Here is a 24,033-nt window from a genome sequence, read left to right as displayed (position 1 = left end):
GGGAAACTCCGATTGAAATTGCGTGCTGGGGCTTCTGATAGGGGCGCAGAGGGCGGAGAAATAGATATTCTTACAAGATATCTTGTCTTTTCCGGCTGTATATGCAGAGCATCTATGTAAGGATGTAAAGATATTTACATCCGTGTGCGAGGATGCGGCTATGAGCGAACCATCAGTCTATGCGGGCGCAGCGCTGCGCCGCTTGCGCCGCCGCGAGGGCCTGACCCAGGCGGGCATGGCACAGCGGCTTTCGATCTCGTCCAGCTATCTCAACCTGCTCGAGCGCAACCAGCGCCCCGTGACTGCTCGCGTCGTGCTGGAACTGGTGGACCAGTTCGATTTCGATCCACGCAGCCTGCAGGAAAACAGCGCGATCGGCGGTATCGACGGGCTGGCGCGTCGGCTTGGCGATGCGCGGTTCGAAGATCTGGGCATCGATCGCGCGGAGGTGACGGAATTCCTCGCCGCGGCCCCGCAGGCCGCTGCGGCCTTCGCCCGGCTTTTCGACGAACGGGGCGGGGCAAGCCTGCAGGAGACCAGCTTCGAAGAGGAAGTCTGGCGCGCGACAGAGCGCTGGCGCAATCACTTCGCCGATCTCGACGAGGCGGCGGAAAAGATCGCCGAGGAAATGCGCCTGACACGGGCCGATATCGGCGCCGCGCTGACCGACCGGTTGCGCGAAGGCCACGATCTGGCCATCCGCTACCTCCCGCGCGCGGTGCTGCCGGAAACGGACCGTCGGCTCGATCTTCATGCACGGCAGGTGCAGCTGTCCGAGATGCTGTCGCCCCAGGCACGAAATCTGGAGATCGCCAGGCAGATTGCCGTGCTTGAGGCGCGTGAGACGATCGCCAGCATCGCCGATGGCGCAACCTTCGAGCAGCCCGGCGCGCGCGATGCCTTTGTCGCCTATCTGCGCAGCTATTTCGCCCGCGCCCTGATCATGCCCTACAGCCGCTTCCTGCGCGCGTGCGAATCGACCGGGTACGACATGCCCGTTCTCGCACGGCGTTTCGGCACCGACATGGGCGAGGTTGCTCGGCGGCTGACCACGCTGCAGCGCACCAACCAGCGCGGCCTGCCGTTCTTCTTCGGGCGGATAGACCGGTCGTACCAGCTTGCCGAAAGGCTGCTTGGCGCAAGCGATGCGGGCCTGCTGGACCGGCGCCCGGCATGCCCTCTGCTGCGGCTCGATGGATCGGCGCAGTGGCGGGTGCAGCCCGTCGTGATGGAAGATGGCGGGCTTGGGCCGAGCCATTGGCTGATCGCCCACGTGTCCGCACCCGTCCTGGCGGACGAGGACCGGCACGACGTCGTCATTCTGGGGATCGAGGCGCGCTTTGCCGAAAGCTTCGCTCTGGCGCGCGGGGTTTCGCTTCGCGCGCAAGACGCGACGCCGATCGGCATGGGATGCCGCAGCTGCCGCCGCAAGGGATGTCCGGCAAGGACGCTGCGCGGGCCGGCCCAGAACACGGTCGAGTAACTCTATGCGGGGAACTGCAAGTCGGCTTGCGCTTTGTGCAATTCAGACATTCCACTGCGAGGCGAAGCCCCGATGACCGAAGAACGTATCACCGAACATACCGATGAAGATGGCCACACTCACACCACCCACACGATCGTTACCGACGGGGAACGCAAGCGCGGCGGCGGAACGACCATCCTTCTGGTAATCCTGGCCGTCGTCGCGATCATCGTCGCGGTCTATTTCTTCGGCAACATGAGCGAGGCCGAGGTGGCGAAGGACAACGCGATCGGCGATGCGGCGAGCGAAGTGGGCGACGCCGCCAATCAGGCGGGCGAAGCGATCGAAGGGGCGGCGGACCGCGTTGCACCTTCGGAGTAATCCGAACCGGGCCGAATTGCCGGATTGTAAAATTTACCGACATTTCACCACTCGCGCGTAAGCCGGGCCCTCGCGAAGGAACGCGAGGAAAGGGCCCGGCAAAGCGCGATGTTTCGCCTGTTCAAGCACTATATCCCGCACACGGTCCTGCTGTTCGGGCTGTGCGATCTTGCCCTGCTGCTGCTGGCGGGCGACCTCGCCTGGCACCTGCGCGCGATACAGATCGGGATCGATGCTGGTTCGTGGTCTGAGCGGCTGATGCCCATTTTGGGCTTCGCCCTCGTCAACGCGCTCTCCTTCATTTCGATCGGCCTTTACAGTCCCGAAGCGCTGCGCAGCCCGCGCTATGCCTTTGCCCGCGCGCTGGTCGCACTCTCGCTGGGCGGGACGCTGCTGGCAGTGGTCGACTTTCTGCTTCCGACGGTGGGTTTCTGGCGCTCGACCCTGCTCTATGCGCTGGGGCTCGCGCTGGTGTTCACCGGTATCGCGCGGCTTGCGCTCAGCTACGCAGTCGACCGGGACCGGTTCAAGCGCCGGGTCGTGGTGCTGGGCGCGGGCACGCGCGCCGCGCGGCTCAAGGCGCTCTCCGCGCAGGAGGACAGCGGCTTTGCGATCGTAGGCTATGTCGCCATGAGCGAAGCGCACCGCGTGCTGCCCGAAGCCGTGGCTCGGGACGGGTTGGGCGATCTGAACGAGTATATCGCGCGGGTGCGCGCGAACGAGGTGGTGCTGGCGCTGGAGGAACGGCGCAATGCCTTGCCGCTGAACGATCTGCTGCGGGTGCGCACGCGCGGCTACGCGGTGCACGAGGTCTCCAGCTTCCTCGAACGCGAGACCGGACGCCTGGACCTCGATACGCTCAACCCGAGCTGGCTGATCTTCTCGGACGGGTTTTCCGCCGGGCGGCGCTATTCCAGTATCCTCAAGCGTACGTTCGATATTGTCGTCAGCGGCCTGCTGCTGCTGATCTCGCTGCCGGTCATCGCGCTGTTCGCGGTGCTGGTGAAGCTGGACAGCAAGGGCCCGGCCTTCTTCCACCAGCAGCGCGTGGGCCTGTACGGGCGCCCGTTCTCGGTCATCAAGCTGCGCTCCATGCGCACGGATGCGGAAAAGGACGGCGCGAAATGGGCCTGCAAGGACGATCCGCGCATCACCCGGCTCGGCCGGTTCATCCGCAAGCTGCGCATCGACGAACTGCCGCAGACGTGGAGCGTGCTGAAGGGCGAGATGAGCTTCGTCGGCCCGCGGCCGGAGGTGCCCAGGTTCGTCGGCGAGCTCGAACAGGCGCTGCCCTTCTACGCCGAACGGCACATGGTGAAGCCCGGCATCACCGGCTGGGCGCAGATCAACTACCCCTATGGTGCCAGCATCGAGGATGCGCGCAACAAGCTGGAATATGATCTCTACTACGCCAAGAACTACACCCCTTTCCTCGACCTGCTGATCCTTCTGCAGACGCTGCGGGTGATTCTGTGGCCCGAGGGAGCGCGATGATCGGAGCCGCGCAGACCTGGGAAGCGATCGGGCTCGTCAGCGCTATCGGCTGCGCCGCCGTCTGTTCGGTGGGCGCGATCTGGCTTGCGCAAAGGCCGCTGGCCTGGCGCAGGGAGCGTATCACCGGCCTGGCCGCACTGTGCCTTACGGCCCTGTGGGCGGGCGTGCTCGCCGCACTCGGGCCGCAAAGCCTGGCCACGGCCGCCGCCGAAGCGGTCCGCAACCTTTCATGGCTTGCCCTGCTGCATGCTCTGTTCGCCGGCGGAGTGGACCGCGAGACCGCGCAGCGCGTCGGTTTCGTCATTGCCAGCCTGATCTTCGTGGAACTGCTGCAGGGGGTGGTGCTGGCGGCGGTCTTCATGCTCGACGCGCCGCCCGCATTTTCGGACTCGGCGCTGCATGTGTCCGCGCTGCTGCGCATGCTGGTTGCCATCGGGGCGCTGGTCCTGCTGCACAACCTCTACACCGGCGCGTCGCATCAGGATCGCGCCGGAACCCGCTGGGTGGCGCTATCCCTGTCGGCGCTTTGGGTGTTCGAACTCAACCACTATGCCGTCACATGGTTTTCGGGCGAAATCCCGAGCCAGATTGCGGCAATCCGGGGCCTGGTCGTCGGCTTTGCCTTCGTACCTCTGGCGATGGCGCTGGGCGCGGACGTGCGCCGGTTGCAGTTCCGCGCTTCGCGCAAGGTCGCATTTCGCTCTCTCTCGCTGCTTCTGATCGGCGCATACCTGGTTGCGATGGCGGCGCTCGCACGGCTGTTGCCATTGATAGAGGCGGATGGCGCACGGCTTGCGCAGGTCGGCTTCCTGGTCGCCTTGCTGACCGTGATGGCGCTGTGGCTGCCTTCCAACCGCTTTCGTGCATGGGCGAAGGTGACCGCGCAAAAGCACCTGTTCAGCCATCGCTACGACTATCGTGCCGAATGGCTGCGGCTGGCCGATACGATCGCGCGCGGGGTGGACGAGGGCGATGCCTTGCAGTTGCGTATTCCCAAGGCGATGGCCGACATCACCGAAAGCCCCTCTGCCGCCCTGTTCCTGGCGGACAGCGATGGTGCGCTGGTTCTTGCAGAGGCATGGCGCTGGCCCACGCTGGCGGACGAAACGCCGGTACTGCCTTCGCAGATCGCCGCGTTCCTTTCCTCGCGCGACTACGTGATCGACCTTGAGCAGTGGCGCAAAGGCAAGTCCGCCGCCGGTGCGGCAGAGCCGCTGCCTGCATGGCTCGACCAGTCGAGCACGGCTTGGGCAATCGTACCCCTGCGACACTTCGACCGGCTGCAGGGCGCCGTGCTGCTGGCCCGTCCGCTGATCGACCGCCAGCTGGACTGGGAGGATTTCGATCTGCTGACCGTGGTGGGTCGGCAGCTCGCCAGCTATCTGGCCGAACAGGCGAGCCAGCGGGCGCTGATGGAAGCCGCGCGGTTCGACGAGTTCAACCGGCGGATGGCCTTCGTGCTGCACGACATCAAGAACCTCGCCAGTCAGCTTTCGCTGCTGTCGCATAATGCGCAGCGCCATGGGGATAACCCGGCGTTTCACGCCGACATGCTCAAGACCCTCCAGACCAGTTCGGGCAAGCTCAACGCCCTGATCCGGCGGCTGGGGCGCTATGGCAGCGGGCGCGAGACGCAGCTGGAGAGTTTCGACCTCGCAAGGATGGTGCGCGACATTCCCGGTCGCTTCGGCCCGCTGCACCGGATCGATGTCGCCTGCACCGGCCCCTGCTTGGTGACGGGCGATCCTGAGGGTCTGGAGCAGGCGCTGGTCCACCTGGTCCAGAATGCGGTCGATGCGAGCCCTCTCGAAGCGCCGGTCTGTGTTGCGGTTCGGGAGGGCGCATCCGAAGCCATCCTGGAGATTATCGACGTTGGCGAGGGGATGGATGCCGCCTTCGTGCGCGACAAGCTGTTTGCCGCTTTCGTCAGCTCGAAGCCCGACGGCTTCGGGATCGGCGCCATGGAAGCCCGCGATCTGGTGCGCGCGATGGGCGGCCGGCTGGAGGTGCAGTCGCGCGTGGGCCTGGGCACGCGCTTCACGATCCGGCTGCCGCTGGCCGAGCCCGACAGGACATCCCAGAACACACTTACCAACGAGGCCGCCTGATGAGCGATTCCAAGAACGGGGCGCTGCCCAAGCTGTTGATCGTCGAGGATGACGAGGGGCTTCAGGCGCAGCTCAAATGGGCCTTCGACGGGTTCGAAGTGTTCATTGCGGGTACGCGCGACGAAGCCTTGACCGTGCTGCGCGTCGAAATGCCGCCCGTCGTCACGCTGGATCTCGGCCTGCCGCCCGATCCCGATGGCACGAGCGAGGGGTTCGCGGTGCTCGATGCAATCATGGAGATGGCGCCCGCAACCAAGGTCATCGTCGCCAGCGGGCACGGCGCACGCGAAAGTGCGCTCGATGCGATCGCGGCGGGCGCCTACGATTTCTACCAGAAGCCGCTCGATATCGCGGAGCTGGAGCTCATCGTATCGCGCGCGCTGGCCTTGCACAGGATCGAGGCGGAGAATCGCCGCCTTGCGGACAAGGTCGGCGAGAACAAGACGGTGCTGGGCACGCTCATCACCGCCTCGCCCGAGATGGTGAAGGTTGCCCGCACGATCGAACGCGTAGCCAATACGGATGCATCGGTGATGCTGCTGGGCGCGAGCGGTACGGGCAAGGAGCTGCTGGCCCGGGGGCTGCACGATGCGAGCCCGCGGCGCGACGGCCAGTTCATCGCCATCAACTGCGCGGCGATCCCTGAAAACCTGCTCGAAAGCGAGCTGTTCGGGCATGAGAAAGGCGCGTTCACCGGTGCGGTGAAGACCACACAGGGCAAGATAGAGAGTGCGCATGGTGGCACACTGTTTCTCGACGAAGTGGGCGACATTCCGCTGCCCTTGCAGGTCAAGCTGCTGCGCTTCCTGCAGGAACGCACGATCGAGCGGATCGGCGGGCGCAAGCAGATCGCAGTCGATACACGCATCGTGTGCGCCACGCACCGCGATCTTGATGCGATGATCGGGCAGGAAACCTTCCGGGAAGATCTCTACTACCGCATGGCGGAAATCGTCGTGCGTATCCCCTCGCTGGCGGAACGCGCGGGCGATGCGGCGCTGCTCGCCAAGGCTTTCCTCAACCGCTTCGCGCGCGAGATGAACCCGCAGGTAAAGGGCTTCGCGCCCGATGCGCTGACCGTGCTCGACGCGCATGACTGGCCGGGCAACGTGCGCGAGCTGGAGAACCGGGTGAAGCGCGCCGTCATCATGGCGGATGGCAAGCTGGTGAGCGCCGAAGACCTCGACCTGTCAGCGCCGAATGAGGACGAGGGGGTTGCCCTCAATCTCAAATGCGCGCGCGAGGCAGCGGATCGTCATGTCATCCGCAAGGCTCTGGCGCGCACGGAAGGCAATATCTCGGGCAGCGCCAAGCTGCTCGGCGTGTCGCGCCCGACGCTATACGATCTGCTCAAGCAGTACGACCTGCAGAACTAGGCGCTCTCTTCCTCAGCACCGTGCCTGCGGTTGTAGCGCATGGACCACAACAGCGAGATACCGATCAGCACCGCGCCGATCAGGCCGGTAATGGTCTCCGGGATGTGGAATTGCGCCGACAGCAGCATGATGAGGCCAAGCGCGATGATCGCCCAGAAGGCGCCGTGTTCGAGGAATCGATACTTGGTCAGCGTGCCCGCCCGGACGAGGTGGACCGTCATCGAGCGCACGAACAGCGCCCCGATGCTAAGCCCGATGGCGATGATGATCATGTTGTTGGACAGTGCGAAGGCGCCGATTACCCCGTCGAAGCTGAAGCTTGCATCCAGCACCTCGAGATAGAGGAAACCGCCCAGGCCGCTGCGCACCGCGCCCTCGGCCATTTTCCTGCGCTCCACCTTGTCGAGCACGGTACCGATCGCGTCGACCGCGATGTAGGTGACAAGGCCCAGCACGCCTGCGGTCATGAAGACCAGCGCGTCGCCATCCGAAAGCATGGTCGAGACGGTGTAGAGGATCACCAGCAGGATGCCGATTTCCGCCGCCTGGATTTCCGAAAAGCGGCGCAGCCACAGCTCCAGCCCGCGAATCCAGTCCACGTCCTTGTCGCCATCGAAGAAGAAGCTGAGGCCGACCATAGTAAGGAAGGCGCCCCCGAAGCCCGCGATGCCCACATGCGCGCCGCTGACGATCTCCTCGTAACGCTGCGGATCGTTGAGCGAGAGGTTGATGGCGGACAGCGGATCGAGCTTCGCGGCGATGGCCACGATGGCGAGCGGGAAGATGATCCGCATTCCGAATACCGCGATCAGGATACCCCAGGTGAGGAAGCGCCGCTGCCACTTCTCGTCCATTTCGCGCAACACGGTGGCGTTGACCACGGCATTGTCGAAGCTGAGCGATATTTCGAGGATCGAGAGGACCAGCACGATCCACAGCACCTGCGCCACGCCCGATACGCTGCCGCTCCCGCTCCACGCGTAGATAGCCGCCGCAATGAAGCACACCGCCGTAAAAAGCAGTGAGCCCCAGTAATGCTTGAAAAGTGTGTTCACGACATTCTCTGTCCGTGGCGATGCCGGCTCGGGGCCGGTCTATTTGGGCTGATAGGTCTGGTCTTCGGTGGGGAAGGTGCGGGCCCGCACATCCCGCGCATAGTCTTCGACATGGCCGGTGATCTGGCTGGCGAGGTCGCCGTACTTCTTCACGAAGCGCGGAACACGCTCGAACATGCCGAGCATGTCGTCCACCACCAGCACCTGGCCGTCGCACTGCGCCGAAGCGCCGATCCCGATGATCGGTACATCGACCGCCTGCGTCACCTGGATCGCAATCGGCTCCACCACGCCTTCCACCACGATGGCGAAGGCCCCGGCGCGCTCCAGCGCCTTGGCGTCGGCGACGATCTTTTCGGCTTCCGCATCGCTGCGGCCGCGCGCGCCGTATCCGCCGAGCACGTTCACCGCCTGCGGCGTCAGGCCGACATGGCCCATCACGGGAATGCCGCGATGGACGAGGAACTCGACCGTTTCGGCCATCGCTTCCCCGCCTTCCAGCTTCACGGCAGCCGCGTTGCTGGCTTTCAGCAGCATGGCCGCGCTTTCGAAGGCCTTCTCCGGCGAAGGCTCGTAGGAACCGAAAGGCATATCGACCACCACGACGGAGTGATAGCTACCGCGCACCACGGCGGCGGCGTGGTTGGCCATCATGTCCAGCGTGACGGGAATGGTGGAGGGCAGGCCGTAGATCACCTGGCCCAGCGAATCGCCCACCAGCAGCGCATCGCAGTGTTCGTCCAGCAACTGCGCCTGGCGCGCGGTATAGGCGGTCAGCATGACGATGGGCTCGTCCGTCTTCCCGTCCTTCTTGCGTGCGCGCAGCTTGGGCACCGTCAGGCGCTTCATCGGCTGGGGGGTGGGTGTGGCGCGGCTCGTGGCCGTATCGATCTGAAAGGTTGTCGACATGGAGCGCGTGCTAGACCGACAATGGGACAAACGCAAAGCGTCAGGTCTCGACGCGGCCGCGGAAACATTGCAGAAGTATCGCCAACACAAAGGGTAAACCGTGCTTTCCGGGCGCGGCAGGGAGATTTGATTATATGGTCGCAACGACGTCCACCGGCCGCGATGGCTGGTCCTCGCGCTCAGCCTTTATTCTTGCCGCGATCGGTTCGGCGGTGGGGCTGGGTAACCTCGTTCGCTTCCCGGCGGAGGCAGGGGCCAACGGGGGCGGGGCGTTCGTCCTGTTCTACATCCTGTGCATCGTGCTGATCGGCCTGCCCGTTCTGCTGTCGGAAACGCTGATCGGCAGGCACGGGCAGGCCGCCGCGCCGGAAAGCTATCGCAAGGTCGCAGAAGAATCGGGCGCCTCGAAGAGCTGGGAACTGGTCGCCACGCTGGGGGTGCTGTCCGCGTTCCTGGTCCTCAGCTTCTACTGCGTGCTGGGCGGCTGGGTTTTGTACTACATGTATCTCTTCGTCGCGGATCTGATCGCAACCGGGGTCAGCGGCCCCGCATTCGACGGGATGAGCTTCGAAGCGGTCGATGCGCTGTTCCCGGCGATGATCGCCAATGGGCCAGTCACCGTCGTGCTCAACCTGATATTCCTGGCGATAACGCTGTTCTTCGTTGCCCGCGGCGTATCCGGCGGGATCGAGAAGGTCGCCGTCTATCTGATGCCGCTGTTCTTCGTGCTGCTGGTGGGCATCACGATCTACAGCCTGATCGGCGGGGCAAGCCAGGAGACGTTCGACTACCTCTTCACCTTCGAGCCCGAGAAGCTGACCGGCGAGGTCATGCTGGCGGCGGTGGGCCAGGCATTCTTCTCGCTTTCGCTGGGTGTGGCGGGGATGGTCACCTATGGTGCCTATGTGTCGCGCGAGGTGAACCTGGCGGGCACGTCTGCCATCATCGGGGCGGCCGATACCTCGGTCGCGCTGGTCGCGGGCCTGTGCATCTTCCCGATCGTGATCGCCGCCGGGCTGACGCCCAATGGCGGGCTGGGCCTGATGTTCCAGACCCTGCCGCACGCTTTCCAGGAAATTCCCTTCGGCTCGCTGATCGGTCTCGCCTTCTTCATCATGGTGGGCTTTGCCGCGCTGACGAGTTCGGTCGCGCTGATGGAGGTGCCCTCGGCATGGGTGATCGACCAGTTCCGCCTGCCGCGTCCGGCAGCGGTTCTGCTGGTCACGGCGCTGGCGGCGGTGTTCGGCACCCTGTCCGCCCTGTCGACCGGGATGCTCTCGGGCTTCCACCCGCTGGGTTTCCTGCCGATGTTCGAAGGGCTCGGCTTCCTCGACACGCTCGACACGCTGACCAGCAAGCTGACCATGCCGATCGGCGCCCTGTTCACGGCGGTGTTCATCGGCTGGATCGCGGACAAGCGGCTCGTCGACTCGGAGAACGGCCTGAGCGGCGGTTTGCACTACCTGTGGCGCTTCCTCGTGCGCTGGTTCTGCCCGCTGGCGCTGCTGCTGATCCTGCTGGGCGGGATTTTCCCCGACCGCGCAGCGCAGCTTTTCGCTGCGCTCGGCGGGGGCGAGGTCCAGTCGGCCGAAGTGGTGGAGTGATAAAAGAAGGGGCGCGGCCTTCGCAGGTCGCGCCCCTTTTCGTTGTCTCGCAGGAAGGGCTTTACAGCGATGTTTCCTTGACGTGCTTCTCTTGCGCATCGTCGTGCACATTCATGCCCAGCGCCATCTTGGCGACGTTGAGCAGGCCCATGTCGCCGTTCCAGATTTCCGCATCGCCAAGGTCCATGCGCAGGAACAGGATGTCGGGATCCTCCTTGCCGCCATCGTACCAGGCTTCGACGAAATTGCTCCAGAAGTGGTCGAATCGCTCCTGGCTCGTCTCCTTCGTCAGCGTGCCGTGGAAGCGCGCGAACATCTTGTGGTCCTCACCCTCGAAGGTCGCGGTGGCCGCGCCCAGCTTGGCGAAAGCGCTCTTGGTGTGGGTGAAGAACCAGATCGAGCTGTTGGCATCCTTGTCGAGCTGCGGTGCCATCGGGACGGCGCTTGTCGGATCGCTGTCCAGCTGCAGGAACAGGTAGGGGCTGTCCGCCAGCGCCTTCCAGAATTTTTCCCGCAGTTCGTCGGCTTTGCCTTCGTTGTATCTCATTGCAATCTCCTTTGTTTGCCCAACGGACAAGGTGGGGGGATGGTTTCGACATGGGTCCAAGGACGGTAGTCGCCGGGTGCTTGCGGCTGGAGGTGAAATGGAACATAAGAGGAACAGATGAGTCGTTCCACCATGATCCACGATGCTTTCGAAACCGCTGCCGATCTGGCCACCGCAACCCACTCCCAGCGCTGGACGCCGGGGCTGGGCGCGGTGGCGCAAAGCGAAATCTTCGCGTCCTCGCGCGAGGGCAGCGGGGTGGGTGCGGCGTTGGCGCTCGCGCTCGATGCGTGGCGCTGCCGCCCGCGTGAAGAAGGTGAGGAGGCAGAGGATCGCCGTGCGGTGGTGTGGGTGCAGACCCGTGCGGCGGTGAAGGCCGGTGGTCGCCCGTTCCGGGCCGGGCTGCCGCCCGAGATTCGCAACCGCCTGATCCATGTGCTGGCGGAAAGGGACGAGGATGCGTTGTTCGCACTGGAAGAGGCGGTGCGCTGCCGCGATGTCGCCTTCGTGATCGGTGAAGTCGTGGGCAGCCCGCGCGCGCTCGATTTCACCGCCTCGCGTCGGTTGACGCTTGCCGCCGAAAAGCACGGCGTGCCGCTGACGCTGGTGCGGCTCGACGGGACGCGCGACCTTTCTTCCGCCCGCCAGCGCTGGGCGGTGCGGTCTGCACCCTCGGCAAAGCCGCAATGGAACTGGCAGGCACCGGGCGTTCCGGCGTGGCAGGCCGAACTGTTTCGCGCGCGCAGCCATCCGCCGGGGGTGTGGCGGCTGAGCGAGGATGCGGGGAAATTGGTGTCGGAGCGATACGTCCCTCTCCCCGTGCGGGGAGAGGATACGAAGGTTTGGTCGCGTAGCGGGCTAGCCGAAGTTGGAGAGGGGCGGACTGAGGCTTCGAACGCCGCATCCCCCTCTCCAGGCTCTGCCAGCTCCTTCGGAGCAAGCGTCGCCATCCTCTCCCCCGACGGGGAGAGGGTTCTTGGTTGAGCATGGCACCGCCCCGCCGCATCCTCTCGATATGGCTCGCCGCTTTCGCGATTGACCGCTGGCGCCTGACGGAAAGCTGTGCGCGGGGGCAGGGTGCGGATGCGCAGCCGCTGGTCCTGATTACCGAGACCGCACATGGGCCACGCATCGCCGCAACCAACAACGCGGCCCGGGCAAGTGGCGCACGGATCGGCACCATGCTGGCCGACGCGCGCACGCTGTGCCCGTCGGTCCAGGCGGTGCCGGGCGATCCGGCGGGCGATCTCGACATGCTGGAAAAGCTTGCGGTGTGGGCGCGGCGGTGGGGCCCGTGGTCCGCGCTCGATCCGCCTGACGGGCTGCTGATCGACGTTACTGCCGTGGCGCACCTGTTCGGCGGCGAGGCGAAGCTGCTGGCGGATGTGCACCGCGCCTTCGATACGCGCGGCTTCGCGATCCGTGCTGCAATCGCGCCGACTGCGGGTGCAGCTTGGGCGCTGACGCATTATGGGCCGGACAGAAGTATTCTTGCCCCGCAAGACGACATGGAAGCGCGCCTGTCAGGCTTGCCGGTGGCCGCTCTGCGGCTCGACGAGGATGTGCTCACCGTGCTGCGGCGGCTCGGGCTCAAGCGGCTGGGCGAGCTGGGAACGGTGGGCCGCGATGCGCTCCACCGCCGGTTCCGCAACCGCAAGTCTCCCGCCGCCAATCCGCTGGTGCGGATGGACCAGCTGCTGGGCCGCGTGCCCGAACCGCTGCTGCCGGTGGTGCCGCAGCAGGTTCCGCTGGTGCAGCGGCGGCTGATGGAGCCGATCCGCCATCGCACGCTGCTCGATACCGTGCTGGGCGATCTGGCGGCGGACATGGTGCGCGAGCTGGAAGGCGTGGGGCAGGGCGCGCGCCGCCTCGACCTCGCGCTATGGCGCGTCGATGGAGAGGTGGTCATGCGCACGCTCGAACTGGCGGGCGCCACCCGCGACCCGGCCCATATCGTGCGGCTGTTCGGCGAGAAGCTGGGCGATATCGACGCGGGTTTCGGAATCGAACTGGTCCGCCTGCGCGCCAGCTGGGCGGAGCCGCTGCCCACCAACCAGGCCGACATCGAAGTCGCCGCGGAGCGCCACGGCACCGCGCTTTCCGCTTTCGTCGACCGGCTGACCACGCGGCTCGGCCCCAAGGCGGTCCGCCGTCCGGTACTGCGCGGGAGCCACGTGCCCGAACGCTCTCAGGCCTGGCGGCCGCCACTCGACCCGGAGCCGCCTTCGCAAGACGAACTGCGGTTCCACGCGCGCCCGCTCAAGCTGCTCGACCGGGCGGAGAGAATCGCGGTGCTTTATGCGACGCCCGATGGCCTGCCGCAGAGGTTCCGCTGGCGCGGCGACGTGCACGAGATCGCGCGGGTGGAAGGGCCGGAGCGGATCGCACCCGAATGGTGGCGCGAGCGCGGCACCGCGCGCCTGCGCGACTATTACCGGATCGAGGACGATGCCGGGCGCCGGTACTGGATCTATCGCTATGGGATCGCAGGCGACGGGCGCGGCGGCGCGCCCGAATGGTTCCTGCAGGGGCTTTGCGCCTGATCCCCTTTCCGGGGCGAGGTGCCTAGTGGCCCGCGAAAGGCGTGCCGAAAACGCCCACCGCCAGCTCCGCCCACACCAGCACCAGCGCAAACAGGATCGCCAGCACCGCCGCGACGCACCAGGTCGGGCGACCGACCACGCGGATCGCCAGCTCGATCGCCAGCGCGGTGGCACTCAACAGAACTGTCGCCACTGCGAAATCGAAGGGGGTCCAATGGACCTCGCCAGTAAATTGCATGGCGATCAGCGGGGCGATGAGAATGGCGATAACCGTCCCCCACAGCGCCACGCGCCACAGTCGGTTGGTCAGGCCGGAAGTGATCGAAAGATCGTCCATAATGCCTCTCCTCCCGTCAATCATGCGCGCATCGCCTGCCCGTGGCAAGGCTGGGCCTCCCCCTGTGCACAAGTCTGCAAGCTTCTGAAAAGCAGATTTTTTCTGCGCATGATGGCGAGGGGCTAGGCAGCAGCTGCGCAAGAACATATAAAGAACATATGAGCCGGCCGCCGATTCTCGAAAAGCTGAAGATCCTCGCCGATGCGGCGAAATACGATGCTTCCTGCGCGTCGTCCGGCACCACCAGGCGCAACAGCATGAAGGGCGGGATCGGCTCGACCGAGGGGATGGGCATCTGCCACGCCTATGCGCCCGACGGGCGGTGCATCTCGCTGCTCAAGGTCCTGCTGACCAATCACTGCATCTTCGATTGCCACTACTGCATCAACCGCAAGAGCTCGAACGTGCGGCGCGCGCGTTTCACCCCGCAGGAAGTCGCCGACCTCACGCTCAGCTTCTATCGCCGCAATTATATCGAGGGGCTGTTCCTCTCCTCGGGCATCATCAAGAGTTCGGACCACACGATGGAGATGATCGTGGAAGCCGCGCGGATCCTGCGCGAGGAGCACGATTTTCGCGGCTATATCCACCTCAAGACCATTCCCGAGGCGGACCCGGAGATCATCCACCGCGCGGGATTCTATGCCGATCGGGTCTCGATCAATGTCGAACTGCCGACCGATGCCGGGCTGACCCGCCTCGCGCCCGACAAGGACGCGCGCCAGATCGAGGGCGCGCTGGGCAAGACCAAGGACGATATTATCGAGGCGAAGGATGCGAAGAAGCGCTTTCGCCACGCGCCGCGCTTCGCGCCGGCGGGCCAGTCGACCCAGATGATCGTCGGCGCGGACGCGGCGAGCGATGCGGATATCGTGGGCCGGGCGAGCCGGCTGTACGACAGTTTCGGCCTGCGCCGCGTCTATTACAGCGCCTTCTCGCCGATCCCCGATGCCAGCGCCGTGCTGCCGCTGAAGCGCCCGCCGCTGATCCGCGAACACCGGCTCTACCAGTCGGACTGGCTGATGCGGTTCTACGATTACCGCCCGCAGGAAATCATGCAGGCGACCGGGGTCGACGGGAACCTGCCGCTTGACATCGATCCTAAGCTGGCCTGGGCGCTGAAATTCCGCGAGCGCTTCCCGGTCGACGTCAACCGCGCGAGCCGCGAGGATCTGCTGCGCGTGCCGGGGCTGGGGGTAAAGGCGGTGCAACGCATCCTCGCCTCGCGCCGCCACCGCACGCTGCGATTGGACGATGTGGCGCGGCTGACCGTGTCGCTCACCAAGGTGCGGCCTTTCATCTGCACGGTCGACTGGCGCCCGACGCTGCTGACCGACCGCGCGGACCTGCGCAGCCTGCTCGCGCCCAAGCAGGAACAGCTGGAGCTGTTTGCGGCATGACCATCATTTCCCGTCACCCCTGCGAAAGCAGGGGCCCAGCTAACACCGCCGGTTCGTGCTACCACTCTTATCTGGACCCCCGCCTGCGCGGGGGTGAGGGCTTGGAGCATGCGTCATGACCGCGCTCCAGCAAGTCAAACCCCACGCGCATTACACCGTCCAGCTGCCGCGCAGCGACGACTTCGCTTTCTGGCGCGAACGCGCGCGGGCGCTGATTCAATGCGATATTCCGCCCGACAAGATCGCGTGGGTCGAGCCGGGCGGGACCGACGATCTCTTTTCGAGCGGCGGCATGCGCCTGCCAGAGCCGCCCGCCGATGCCCCTCCGGTCCGCGCGAGCAAGCGCTACCTGAGCCTCGCGAGCAATGCCGCGCTGCACCGCGATCCGGCGCGTTTCACGCTGCTCTATCGCCTGCTCTGGCGGCTCCAGCGCAATCCGCGGATCATGGAGGACAAGGCCGATCCGGATGTCGGCCGCGTCGAGGAACTCGACAAGAACGTCCGGCGCGACAGCCACAAGATGCACGCCTTCGTCCGCTTCCGACAGGTCGAAGCAGAGGATGGCGAGCATTACGTTGCCTGGTTCGAGCCCGAGCATCACATCCTGCGCGCCAATGCGGGCTTCTTCCGGCGCCGGTTCGCGAGCATGCGCTGGTCGATCCTGACGCCACAGGGCACGCTCCACTGGGATGGCGAGACTATGCGCGAAGGCCCGCCCGCGCAGAAGACCGACGCGCCGCACGGCGATCCGGTCGAGGACCTGTGGCGCACCTACTACACGTCGATCTTCAATCCCGCGCGCCTGAAGGTGGGCGCGATGCTCTCCGAAATGCCGCGCAAGTACTGGAAGAACCTGCCCGAGGCCGCGCTCATCCCGGAGCTGATCGCGAGTGCTCAGCAGCGCGAAAGCGCCATGGTGGCAGCTGGCGAACGCGACGACGGCGTACGACCCGAAAGCCTGGAGGCGATCGGCGAGGCAATTCAAGCGTGCCGCAAGTGCCCGATCGGGTGTTTGGACAACCGCGCGGTGATGGGCGAGGGGCCCCAGAACGGGCAAACGCATGCGGCCCTGATGATCGTGGGCGAGCAGCCGGGCGATCAGGAGGACCAGGAGGGGCGGCCCTTCGTTGGGCCTGCCGGGCAATTGCTCGACGTGCATCTGGAACGCGCGGGGATCGACCGTGGCCGGGCTTACGTCACCAATGCGGTAAAGCACTTCAAGTTCACAATGAGGGGCAAAAGGCGGCTGCACCAGTCGCCCACCGCGAAGGAGATCGACACCTGCCGCTGGTGGATCGAGAGCGAGCGCGCGCTGGTGAAGCCCAAGCTGGTGCTGGCGATGGGCGCCAGCGCGGCGCGCGGGATGCTGGGCAAGACGGTGAGCATTTCCAAGGTCCGCGGGCAGGCCATTGCGCTGGATGATGGCAGCGAGCTGTGGGTCACCGCGCACCCGTCCTACCTGCTGCGGCTCGATGGCGATGCGCGCGAGAAGCAGGCCATGCTGTTCGATGCCGACCTCGCGGCAGTGCGTGCACGGTTGGCGGAGCTGGCCGGGCAATGAGCCATTCCATTTCTTTCGTCGCCCCCGCAAGCCAACTCGTCGCCCCTGCGAAGGCGGGGGTCCAGCTAACCTTTCGCCGATCGGTGAGGGTGGATGGATCCCTGCCTGCGCAGGGATGACGCGAGGGTGCGACCGTGCCTGAGGGTCCGCTTACTCCCGACAAGCGCCGGATCGAAATCGACCCCGATGACGTCGATCCGCCGCCCCGGGCTCCCTTCGTCGAATTGGGGCTTGTCTCGTGCTTCAGCTTCCTGCGCGGCAGTTCGGACGCGGTCGATCTGGTGCTGACCGCGCGCGCTCTCGGCTACGACTCGCTCGGCATTGCCGATGCCAACAGCATGGCGGGCGTGGTTCGCATTCACACCGAGGCAAAGAAGCTCAAGCTGCGGCCCGTCATCGGCTGCCGGATCGAGACTGTCGAGGGCCTCGCCTTCCTCGCCTACCCGAAGGACCGGGCCGCCTACGGGCGCCTGTGCCGCCTGATCAGCGCGGGCCGGATGCAGACGCTTTCGGGCGGATGGCAGGAGAAGGGTGTATGCGAGATCGACCTCGCGATGCTCGCCGAGCATGCCGAGGATGTGCAACTGGTGCTGCTGCCGCCCGACGATCTGGATGCGCGGTTCACGATTGCGGTGCCGAGCAACGTGATCCCCTTCCGTCATCCCGGACTTGATCCGGGATCCCGCCTTTCTTTCGGCATCGACGCAGAAGAAGCGGGACCCCGGCCCGGAGGCCGGGGTGACGAAAGAGTTGAACTGAGGGCTCCCTTTCCCAAGCTCCTCCCGCATCTGACTGCGCAATTGCCGACGCTGCGCCACCTTGCCGCCGCCTATCTCTATCGCGGCGACGATATTGCCCGGCTCGACCGGCTCGACGCCATGGCGCGGGCGCACAACCTCACGCTGCTCGCCACCAACGACGTGCATTACCACGCCCCAGAACGCCGTCCGCTCAATGACGTCATGACGGCAATCCTCCACAAGACGACCGTGGAGGCCGCGGGGCACCTGCTCCACGCCAATGCCGAACGGCACCTGAAATCGCCCGAAGAGATGGTCCGCCTGTTCGCGCGCTGGCCCCATGCCATCATGGCGTCACGCGCCATCGCGGATGCCTGCCGCTTCAGCCTCGACGAGCTGCAATACGAGTATCCAAGGCGCGCCTATCCCGATGGCATGACCCCGCAGCAATATCTGGAGCGTCAGACGTGGGATGGCGCAAAATGGCGTTATTCCAATATTATACCGGATAAAGTTAAGGCCACGCTTGAGTATGAGCTGGAGCTGATCGGCAAGCTCGATCTGGCCCCCTATTTCCTCACCATCAAGGAAATCGTCGATTTCGCGCGTAGCCAGACGCCTCCGATCCTGTGCCAGGGCCGGGGCAGCGCAGCCAATTCCGCCGTATGTTTCTGTCTCGGCATAACCAGCGTCGATCCTGCCGAGCACCAGTTGTTGTTCGACCGGTTTCTTTCCGAAGAGCGCAGCGAGCCGCCCGATATCGATGTCGATTTCGAGCATGAACGGCGTGAGGAAGTCATCCAGCACATTTACAGGGAGTATGGACGGGATCGCGCCGGCTTGTGCGCCACCGTCATCCACTATCGCCCCCGCATGGCAATCCGCGAGGTGGGCAAGGCAATGGGCCTGTCGGAAGACGTCACCGCGTCGCTCGCGCGTACCGTATGGGGTGGCTGGGGCCGGGAGATCGGCGAGGATCACGTGGCGGAAACGGGCATGGATATTGCCGATCCGCACCTGAAGCGAGTTCTCAAACTCACGCAGCAAATGATTGGAATGCCACGGCATCTTAGCCAGCATGTCGGTGGTTTCATCCTCACCGACGGATTGCTGACCGAGACCGTGCCGATCGGCAATGGCGCAATGCCCGACCGCAGTTTCATCGAATGGGACAAGGACGACATCGACGATCTTGGCATCTTCAAGGTCGATGTGCTCGCGCTCGGGATGCTGACCTGCATTCGCAAGGGCCTCGACCTGCTTGAAGACCACTACGACCGGCCGCTGACGCTTGCCACCGTCCCCCAGGAAGATCCGGCGGTTTACGACATGCTGTGCAAGGGTGACTCGCTCGGCGTGTTCCAGGTCGAGAGCAGGGCGCAAATGAACATGCTGCCGCGTCTGCAACCGCGCCAATTCTACGATCTGGTGGTGCAGGTTGCGATCGTTCGGCCCGGTCCGATCCAGGGCGATATGGTTCACCCCTATCTCAAGCAGAGGCGGTTGGCGCGCGCTGGAAAGACCGATTTTCAGCTCCCTGCGCCCGCGCCCGAGCATGGCCCGTCCGACGAGCTTTCCTCGATCCTCGGGCGCACTTTCGGTGTGCCGATCTTTCAGGAACAGGCGATGAAGATCGCCATCGATGCAGCCAAGTTCTCTCCGGCGGAGGCCAATCGCCTGCGCCGGGCGATGGCCACGTTCCGCAGCCGGGGAATGGTGCACGCGCACGAGGAAATGATGGTCGGGCGCATGATAGAGCGTGGCTACGACCCCGATTTCTCCCAGCGCTGCTTCGACCAGATCAAGGGCTTCGGGGAGTACGGTTTTCCCGAGAGCCACGCGGCCAGTTTTGCACACCTCGTCTACGTTTCCAGCTGGCTCAAGTGCCACTACCCGGCGGCCTTCGCCTGCGCGCTGCTCAACTCGCAGCCGATGGGCTTCTATGCACCCGCTCAGATCGTGCGCGACGCGGCCGAGCACGGGGTCGCGGTGCTGCCGGCGGATGTTAATGGGTCCGACTGGGATTGTACGTTGGAGGAATTCCAACTGTCACAGGCCCACCCCACTGCGACTAGCGCCGACGATGTCGACGCAAGTCTCGTTAGCCCTCCCGCTTGCGGGAGGGGAGTGAAGCTTGGCGAGCCGGAGGCGAGCCTAGCTGCAACGGGGTGGGTGGGCGAGGACAAGGCCCGCCTCGACCAGCCCATGGCCCTGCGCCTTGGTCTGCGCCAGATCGACGGTTTCCCTGAGCATGTCGCGGCCAAGCTGGTGGCGGAGCGGGTCGAAAACGGGCCCTATCGCGATGTCGCGGAACTACGCGACCGTGCGAGGCTTGCTCCCTCGCATATCGAGCGGCTCGCCAGTGCCGACGCCTTCCAGTCGCTCGGCCTGCCGCGGCGCCAGGCACTGTGGGACGCACGCAGCCTGATCGCCTCGCCCGACCTGCCGCTGTTCCGCGCGGCGGACGAGCGCGACGAGGGGGCGGAAAAGGCGCGCACCGCGCTGCCCGTCATGCCGCTCAGCGAAGAAGTGGTCGCCGACTACCAGACCACCCGGCTCAGCCTGAAGGCGCATCCGATGACCTTTCTGCGCGCCGATCTGGCGCAGCGCGGCTTCGTGCGCGCCTGCGACCTGCGGACACGCAAGTTCCGCTCCATGGTGCAGGTCGCAGGCGTGGTGCTGATCCGCCAGCGGCCGGGCAGCGCCAAGGGCGTTTGCTTCATCACGCTGGAGGACGAGACGGGGGTGGTGAACCTGGTCGTGTGGCCGGACCTCAAGGAAAAGCAGCGCAAGGTGGTGATGGGGGCGCGGCTGATGGAGGTGCGCGGGCGGGTGGAGTACGACGACGAGGTGATCCATGTCATCGCGCACCACATGACCGATGCGAGCCATATGCTCTCGCGCCTGTCCGACGAGACGCTGCAATACCAGCTGGCGCGCGCCGACCACGTCAATTCGCCGCTGCCTTCCAACAAGATCAACCCGCGCGACGACCTGCGATCGGGAGCAGAAGACCCCGCCCACGAAAGCGCGATCCGCCCGCGCGACCTGATTGACGAACTGCCCAACACGGGTGGCCATCCGCGCAATCTGCGGATCATTCCGAAATCGCGCGACTTTCATTGAGGATGGCAGATGCAAATCCCCGTTTCGAAAGGCTGAGGAATGCCGCACGCATGTTGCGCCCGCTCGCCCGGCTCTCTGCCGATCGGCTCGTTCTGACGATTCTCGTGCTGATTGCGCTGTTCGTCGGTGGCAGGGCGTGGCTGGCCGAGAACCCCGGCAGCAATCCGTGGGCACCGCTCGATCTCAACGACGAACCGGGGTGGGCGACGAAGTCCAAGATTGCCGCCCTGCGCGACGATCCCGCACAATGCCGTGCGGTGCTGGAACGCAGCGAGGTCGACTTCACCCCGCTCGAACCGGTGGGCGAGGGGGCCTGTCGGCGCGAAGACCGCACGCTTCTGAGCGAATTTCCCTATGCCGATCCCCGCCCCGACACCACCTGCGCGGTGGCGGCGGCTTTGGAAATCTGGCGCCGAGATAGCGTGCAGCCCGCCGCGCAGGAGATTTTCGGGCAGGATGTCGCGCGGATCGAGCATTTCGGCAGCTTTTCCTGCCGTCGCCTTTACGGGCGCGACGAGGGCCCGTGGAGCGAGCACGCCACCGGCAACGCAATCGATATCGCAGGTTTCGTGCTGGAAGACGGCACGCGGATCGCCATCGTCAACGACTGGGACACCGAAGATGAGCGGTCGCAATTCCTGCACGAGGTACGCGACGGCGCCTGCGTGGCCTTCGGCACCGTGTTATCGCCCGATTACAACGAGGCCCACCGCGACCATTTTCATCTCGATCAGGAAAGCCGCGGCTTCGGCGGAGTATGCCGCTAGGTCTCTTGCGGGCGCGGCGCCGTGAACCACAACCACAGGGCAGCGCACGCCATGACTGCCATCCAGAGATAATATCCCGAATGCCGGGCAATGATGCGATTGGCACCCGAATCGTCGGGCAGGATGCGCCAGAATATCGCGCTCACGATCGCCAGTGCCAGAAGTGCGGCGCTGACCCGCATTGTCCTGCGCTCCGCTGCATCACCGCGCCAGGCGCTGTAGCCGAGCGCGAAAAGGAACACCGGGTTGGCAAACGCAGCGAACTGCAAGATCATCCACCCCAGGAACGTGCCGAGGAGCATGACCCACAATCCCGGGAACGTCTGATCTTCATTGACGTGATCGACAGTCACCACCGGGAGGAACAGTGTCACGGCCCAAAGGGCGATCAGCAGGCCGGGGACGGCGTAGCGCGCCCCGCCTTTCATTTTCAGACCGCTTCCAATGCGTATCCGGCAGACCGGACCGTACGGATCGGATCCTTCGCGCCATCCAGCTCCAGCGCCTTGCGCAGGCGGCGAATATGGACGTCGACCGTGCGCAGTTCGATATCGCTGCCCGTGCCCCAGACGCCGTCCAGAAGCTGGCCCCGGCTGAAGACGCGCCCCGGGCTTTCCATGAAGAACTTGAGCAGCCGGTACTCGGTCGGGCCGAGTTGCAGGCTTCGCCCGCGCCGTTCGACCTTGTGCGCCACGGGATCGAGCCGGATATCGCCCACCTCGATCGCTTCGCCGGCAAGGGCGGGGCGGATGCGGCGCATCACGGCGGCCACACGGGCAAGGAGCTCGCGCGGGCTGAAAGGCTTGGTCAGGTAATCGTCCGCACCCGTTTCCAGGCCGCGCACGCGGTCGTCCTCCGCCTCGCGGGCGGTGAGCATGATGATCGGGACATGCGCGGTTTCCTTGTCGCGGCGCAGGCGCCGGCAGACCTCTATCCCGCTGGTGCCTTCGATCATCCAGTCGAGGATGATGAGATCGGGCACATCTTCGCTCGCCATCAGGAGCGCCTCGTCGCCATCGGCGGTGACGCGGACCTGGTAGCCCTCGTTCGCAAAACGAAATTCGAGCAATTCGGCAAGCGCCGGATCGTCTTCGACTAGGATCAGCTTGGCTGAGGGCACAGGAAGTCTCGCAAATCGCTCGCTGTCATGTCTGTTACGACGGGACGACACGGTGTCAACTATCGTCGTCCAGAGGGTAGGAACCGGTCGCGGCGAAGTAGACCATCTCCGCCACGTTCGTGGCATGGTCGCCGATCCGCTCTATGTTGCGCGCCACGAACAGCAGCTGCGCCGCACTGGAAATGGTCGCAGGATTTTCGACCATATGACTGACAAGATTGCGGAAAATCGAGTTGTAAAAGGCGTCGACCTTCTTGTCCGATGCGATCACCTCCCGCGCCAGCGCCGGGTCGCGCGCGGCGTAGGCGGTCAGCACGTCGTGCACCATCTCCGCCGCAAGATCGGCCATGGCGGGCAGCAGGGTGAGCGGTTCGAACCGGGTGCGCCCCTCGATCTGGCCCACGCGCTTGGCGATGTTCTTGGCGTAGTCGCCGATCCGTTCCACCACGCCCGCGATCTTGAGCGCGGCGATCACCTCGCGCAGGTCGTCCGCCATGGGCGCGCGCAGGGCGATGATTTTCACCGCCAGCCGGTCGACCTCGATTTCCAGGGTATCGAGCTTGCGGTCGTCTGCAACGATGCGTTCGGCGAGCACCTCGTCGCCGCGGATCAGCGCATCGAGCGCGCCTTCCAGCGCGGTTTCCGCCAGGCCGCCCATCTCGGTGATGAGGCCGCGCAGCCGCGTGATATCCTCGTCGAAGGCCTTGACGGTGTGTTCGGCAATCATCCGTATCGTCCGGTGATGTAGTCCTTGGTACGCTCTTCCAACGGATTGGTGAAGATCTCGTCCGTCGGTCCATACTCCACCATCTTGCCGAGATGGAAGAAGGCGGTGCGCTGGCTGACCCGGGCGGCCTGTTGCATGGAGTGGGTGACGATCACGATGGCGTACCGACCCGCCAGCTCGTCGATCAGCTCCTCGATCTTGGCGGTGGCGATGGGGTCCAGCGCCGAAGCGGGCTCGTCCATCAGGATCACTTCGGGGTCCACCGCGATGGCCCGCGCGATGCACAGGCGCTGCTGCTGGCCGCCGGAAAGCGCGGTGCCCGATTCGCCGAGCCGGTCCTTCACCTCGTTCCACAGGCCTGCGCGCTGCAGCGATTTCTCGACGATCTCGTCCAGATCGCCCTTGCTGTTCGCCAGCCCGTGAATCTTGGGGCCATAGGCAATGTTGTCGTAGATCGACTTGGGGAAGGGATTGGGCTTCTGGAACACCATGCCCACGCGTGCACGCAGCTGCACCACGTCCATCCCGCTCGAATAGATATTCTCTCCGTCGAGCTCGATATCGCCTTCCACCCGCGCCGACGCAATCGTGTCGTTCATGCGGTTGAGCGTGCGCAGGAAGGTCGATTTCCCGCAGCCCGATGGGCCGATGAAGGCGGTGACGAACTTGGTCGGGATATCGATCGAGACATCGTCGATCGCCTTCTTGTCCCCATAATAGACCGAGACGTCGCGCGCGCGCATCTTGGCTTCGGCCTTTTCATCCATTTCGTG

20 protein-coding genes are annotated in these 24,033 nt (G+C 65.1%); 12 read left to right on the top strand and 8 right to left on the bottom strand.

Annotation, left to right across the window (positions count from 1 at the left end):
- Positions 1–160 precede the first annotated feature (160 nt).
- The 5 genes from ADAD_RS0111275 to prsR all read left to right on the top strand — a co-directional run bounded on the left by ADAD_RS0111275 (position 161) and on the right by prsR (position 6,824).
- Positions 161–1,483, top strand: coding sequence for a helix-turn-helix domain-containing protein (locus ADAD_RS0111275; protein ID WP_010413801.1), 1,323 nt, complete (start codon positions 161–163; stop codon positions 1,481–1,483).
- Positions 1,484–1,555: 72 nt separating this feature from the next.
- A complete protein-coding gene (locus ADAD_RS0111270; protein ID WP_010413799.1) occupies positions 1,556–1,846 on the top strand; it encodes a hypothetical protein in 291 nt (96 codons plus the stop codon).
- A 108-nt stretch (positions 1,847–1,954) separates the two neighbouring features.
- Entirely contained in the window at positions 1,955–3,340 is a 1,386-nt protein-coding gene (locus ADAD_RS0111265; RefSeq protein WP_010413797.1) for a TIGR03013 family XrtA/PEP-CTERM system glycosyltransferase, read from the top strand.
- A complete protein-coding gene (gene prsK, locus ADAD_RS0111260; protein ID WP_010413795.1) occupies positions 3,337–5,448 on the top strand; it encodes an XrtA/PEP-CTERM system histidine kinase PrsK in 2,112 nt (703 codons plus the stop codon). The genes ADAD_RS0111265 and prsK overlap by 4 nt, the downstream gene beginning before the upstream one ends.
- Positions 5,448–6,824 carry a PEP-CTERM-box response regulator transcription factor gene (prsR, locus tag ADAD_RS0111255; protein ID WP_010413793.1) on the top strand — a complete coding sequence of 459 codons (1,377 nt, stop codon included), beginning with the start codon at positions 5,448–5,450 and terminating at the stop codon, positions 6,822–6,824. The genes prsK and prsR overlap by 1 nt, the downstream gene beginning before the upstream one ends.
- Here prsR and ADAD_RS0111250 read toward each other — a convergent pair.
- Both ADAD_RS0111250 and panB read right to left on the bottom strand, forming a co-directional pair.
- Positions 6,821–7,879 (bottom strand): DUF475 domain-containing protein, encoded by a 1,059-nt coding sequence (locus tag ADAD_RS0111250; protein ID WP_010413791.1) that lies wholly within the window; start codon positions 7,877–7,879, stop codon positions 6,821–6,823. The genes prsR and ADAD_RS0111250 overlap by 4 nt on opposite strands.
- A 39-nt stretch (positions 7,880–7,918) precedes the next feature.
- Positions 7,919–8,788, bottom strand: coding sequence for a 3-methyl-2-oxobutanoate hydroxymethyltransferase (panB, locus tag ADAD_RS0111245; protein ID WP_010413789.1), 870 nt, complete (start codon positions 8,786–8,788; stop codon positions 7,919–7,921).
- 134 nt (positions 8,789–8,922) lie between these two features.
- On the opposite strand from panB, the gene ADAD_RS0111240 reads away from it, so the two are divergent.
- Positions 8,923–10,392, top strand: coding sequence for a sodium-dependent transporter (locus ADAD_RS0111240; RefSeq protein ID WP_010413787.1), 1,470 nt, complete (start codon positions 8,923–8,925; stop codon positions 10,390–10,392).
- 61 nt (positions 10,393–10,453) lie between these two features.
- Here ADAD_RS0111240 and ADAD_RS0111235 read toward each other — a convergent pair whose 3' ends face one another.
- On the bottom strand, positions 10,454–10,939 hold the full coding sequence (locus ADAD_RS0111235) for a pyridoxamine 5'-phosphate oxidase family protein (protein ID WP_010413785.1): 486 nt from the start codon (positions 10,937–10,939) through the stop codon (positions 10,454–10,456).
- 117 nt (positions 10,940–11,056) lie between these two features.
- On the opposite strand from ADAD_RS0111235, the gene ADAD_RS15885 reads away from it, so the two are divergent.
- Positions 11,057–11,923, top strand: coding sequence for an ImuA family protein (locus ADAD_RS15885; protein ID WP_010413783.1), 867 nt, complete (start codon positions 11,057–11,059; stop codon positions 11,921–11,923).
- Between the two features lie 2 nt (positions 11,924–11,925).
- On the top strand, positions 11,926–13,482 hold the full coding sequence (locus ADAD_RS0111225) for a DUF6504 family protein (RefSeq protein WP_010413781.1): 1,557 nt from the start codon (positions 11,926–11,928) through the stop codon (positions 13,480–13,482).
- A gap of 22 nt (positions 13,483–13,504) precedes the next feature.
- Here ADAD_RS0111225 and ADAD_RS0111220 read toward each other — a convergent pair whose 3' ends face one another.
- Positions 13,505–13,819 (bottom strand): hypothetical protein, encoded by a 315-nt coding sequence (locus tag ADAD_RS0111220; RefSeq protein WP_010413779.1) that lies wholly within the window; start codon positions 13,817–13,819, stop codon positions 13,505–13,507.
- A gap of 158 nt (positions 13,820–13,977) precedes the next feature.
- On the opposite strand from ADAD_RS0111220, the gene ADAD_RS0111215 reads away from it, so the two are divergent.
- The 4 genes from ADAD_RS0111215 (at position 13,978) to ADAD_RS0111200 (ending at position 21,413) form a co-directional block, all read left to right on the top strand.
- The gene (locus tag ADAD_RS0111215) at positions 13,978–15,219 is read left to right on the top strand and encodes a putative DNA modification/repair radical SAM protein (RefSeq protein WP_010413777.1); all 1,242 of its coding nucleotides are present in this window, start codon (positions 13,978–13,980) and stop codon (positions 15,217–15,219) included.
- Between the two features lie 115 nt (positions 15,220–15,334).
- Positions 15,335–16,780 carry a UdgX family uracil-DNA binding protein gene (locus tag ADAD_RS0111210; protein ID WP_010413775.1) on the top strand — a complete coding sequence of 482 codons (1,446 nt, stop codon included), beginning with the start codon at positions 15,335–15,337 and terminating at the stop codon, positions 16,778–16,780.
- Positions 16,781–16,914: 134 nt separating this feature from the next.
- Positions 16,915–20,646, top strand: a complete 3,732-nt coding sequence (locus ADAD_RS0111205) for an error-prone DNA polymerase (protein ID WP_010413773.1) — start codon at positions 16,915–16,917, stop codon at positions 20,644–20,646.
- A 50-nt stretch (positions 20,647–20,696) separates the two neighbouring features.
- Positions 20,697–21,413, top strand: coding sequence for an extensin-like domain-containing protein (locus tag ADAD_RS0111200; RefSeq protein WP_029140083.1), 717 nt, complete (start codon positions 20,697–20,699; stop codon positions 21,411–21,413).
- On the opposite strand, the gene ADAD_RS0111195 is transcribed toward ADAD_RS0111200, so the two are convergent.
- From ADAD_RS0111195 to pstB, 4 genes are read right to left on the bottom strand one after another with little or no spacing between them, the layout of a single operon-like run.
- On the bottom strand, positions 21,410–21,841 hold the full coding sequence (locus tag ADAD_RS0111195; protein WP_010413769.1) for a hypothetical protein: 432 nt from the start codon (positions 21,839–21,841) through the stop codon (positions 21,410–21,412). The genes ADAD_RS0111200 and ADAD_RS0111195 overlap by 4 nt on opposite strands.
- A 2-nt stretch (positions 21,842–21,843) precedes the next feature.
- Complete coding sequence (gene phoB, locus ADAD_RS0111190; protein WP_010413766.1) at positions 21,844–22,533, bottom strand: phosphate regulon transcriptional regulator PhoB; 690 nt, start codon at positions 22,531–22,533, stop codon at positions 21,844–21,846.
- 55 nt (positions 22,534–22,588) lie between these two features.
- A complete protein-coding gene (gene phoU / locus ADAD_RS0111185; RefSeq protein WP_010413764.1) occupies positions 22,589–23,260 on the bottom strand; it encodes a phosphate signaling complex protein PhoU in 672 nt (223 codons plus the stop codon).
- Complete coding sequence (gene pstB, locus ADAD_RS0111180; protein WP_010413763.1) at positions 23,257–24,027, bottom strand: phosphate ABC transporter ATP-binding protein PstB; 771 nt, start codon at positions 24,025–24,027, stop codon at positions 23,257–23,259. The genes phoU and pstB overlap by 4 nt, the downstream gene beginning before the upstream one ends.
- Positions 24,028–24,033: the final 6 nt, after the last annotated feature.

It is taken from the genome of Citromicrobium sp. JLT1363 (genome assembly GCF_000186705.1).
In the GTDB taxonomy this organism is placed as follows: domain Bacteria; phylum Pseudomonadota; class Alphaproteobacteria; order Sphingomonadales; family Sphingomonadaceae; genus Alteriqipengyuania.
Note: the sequence above shows the minus strand (reverse complement) of the source record. Positions and strands in the feature narration are given on the sequence as shown.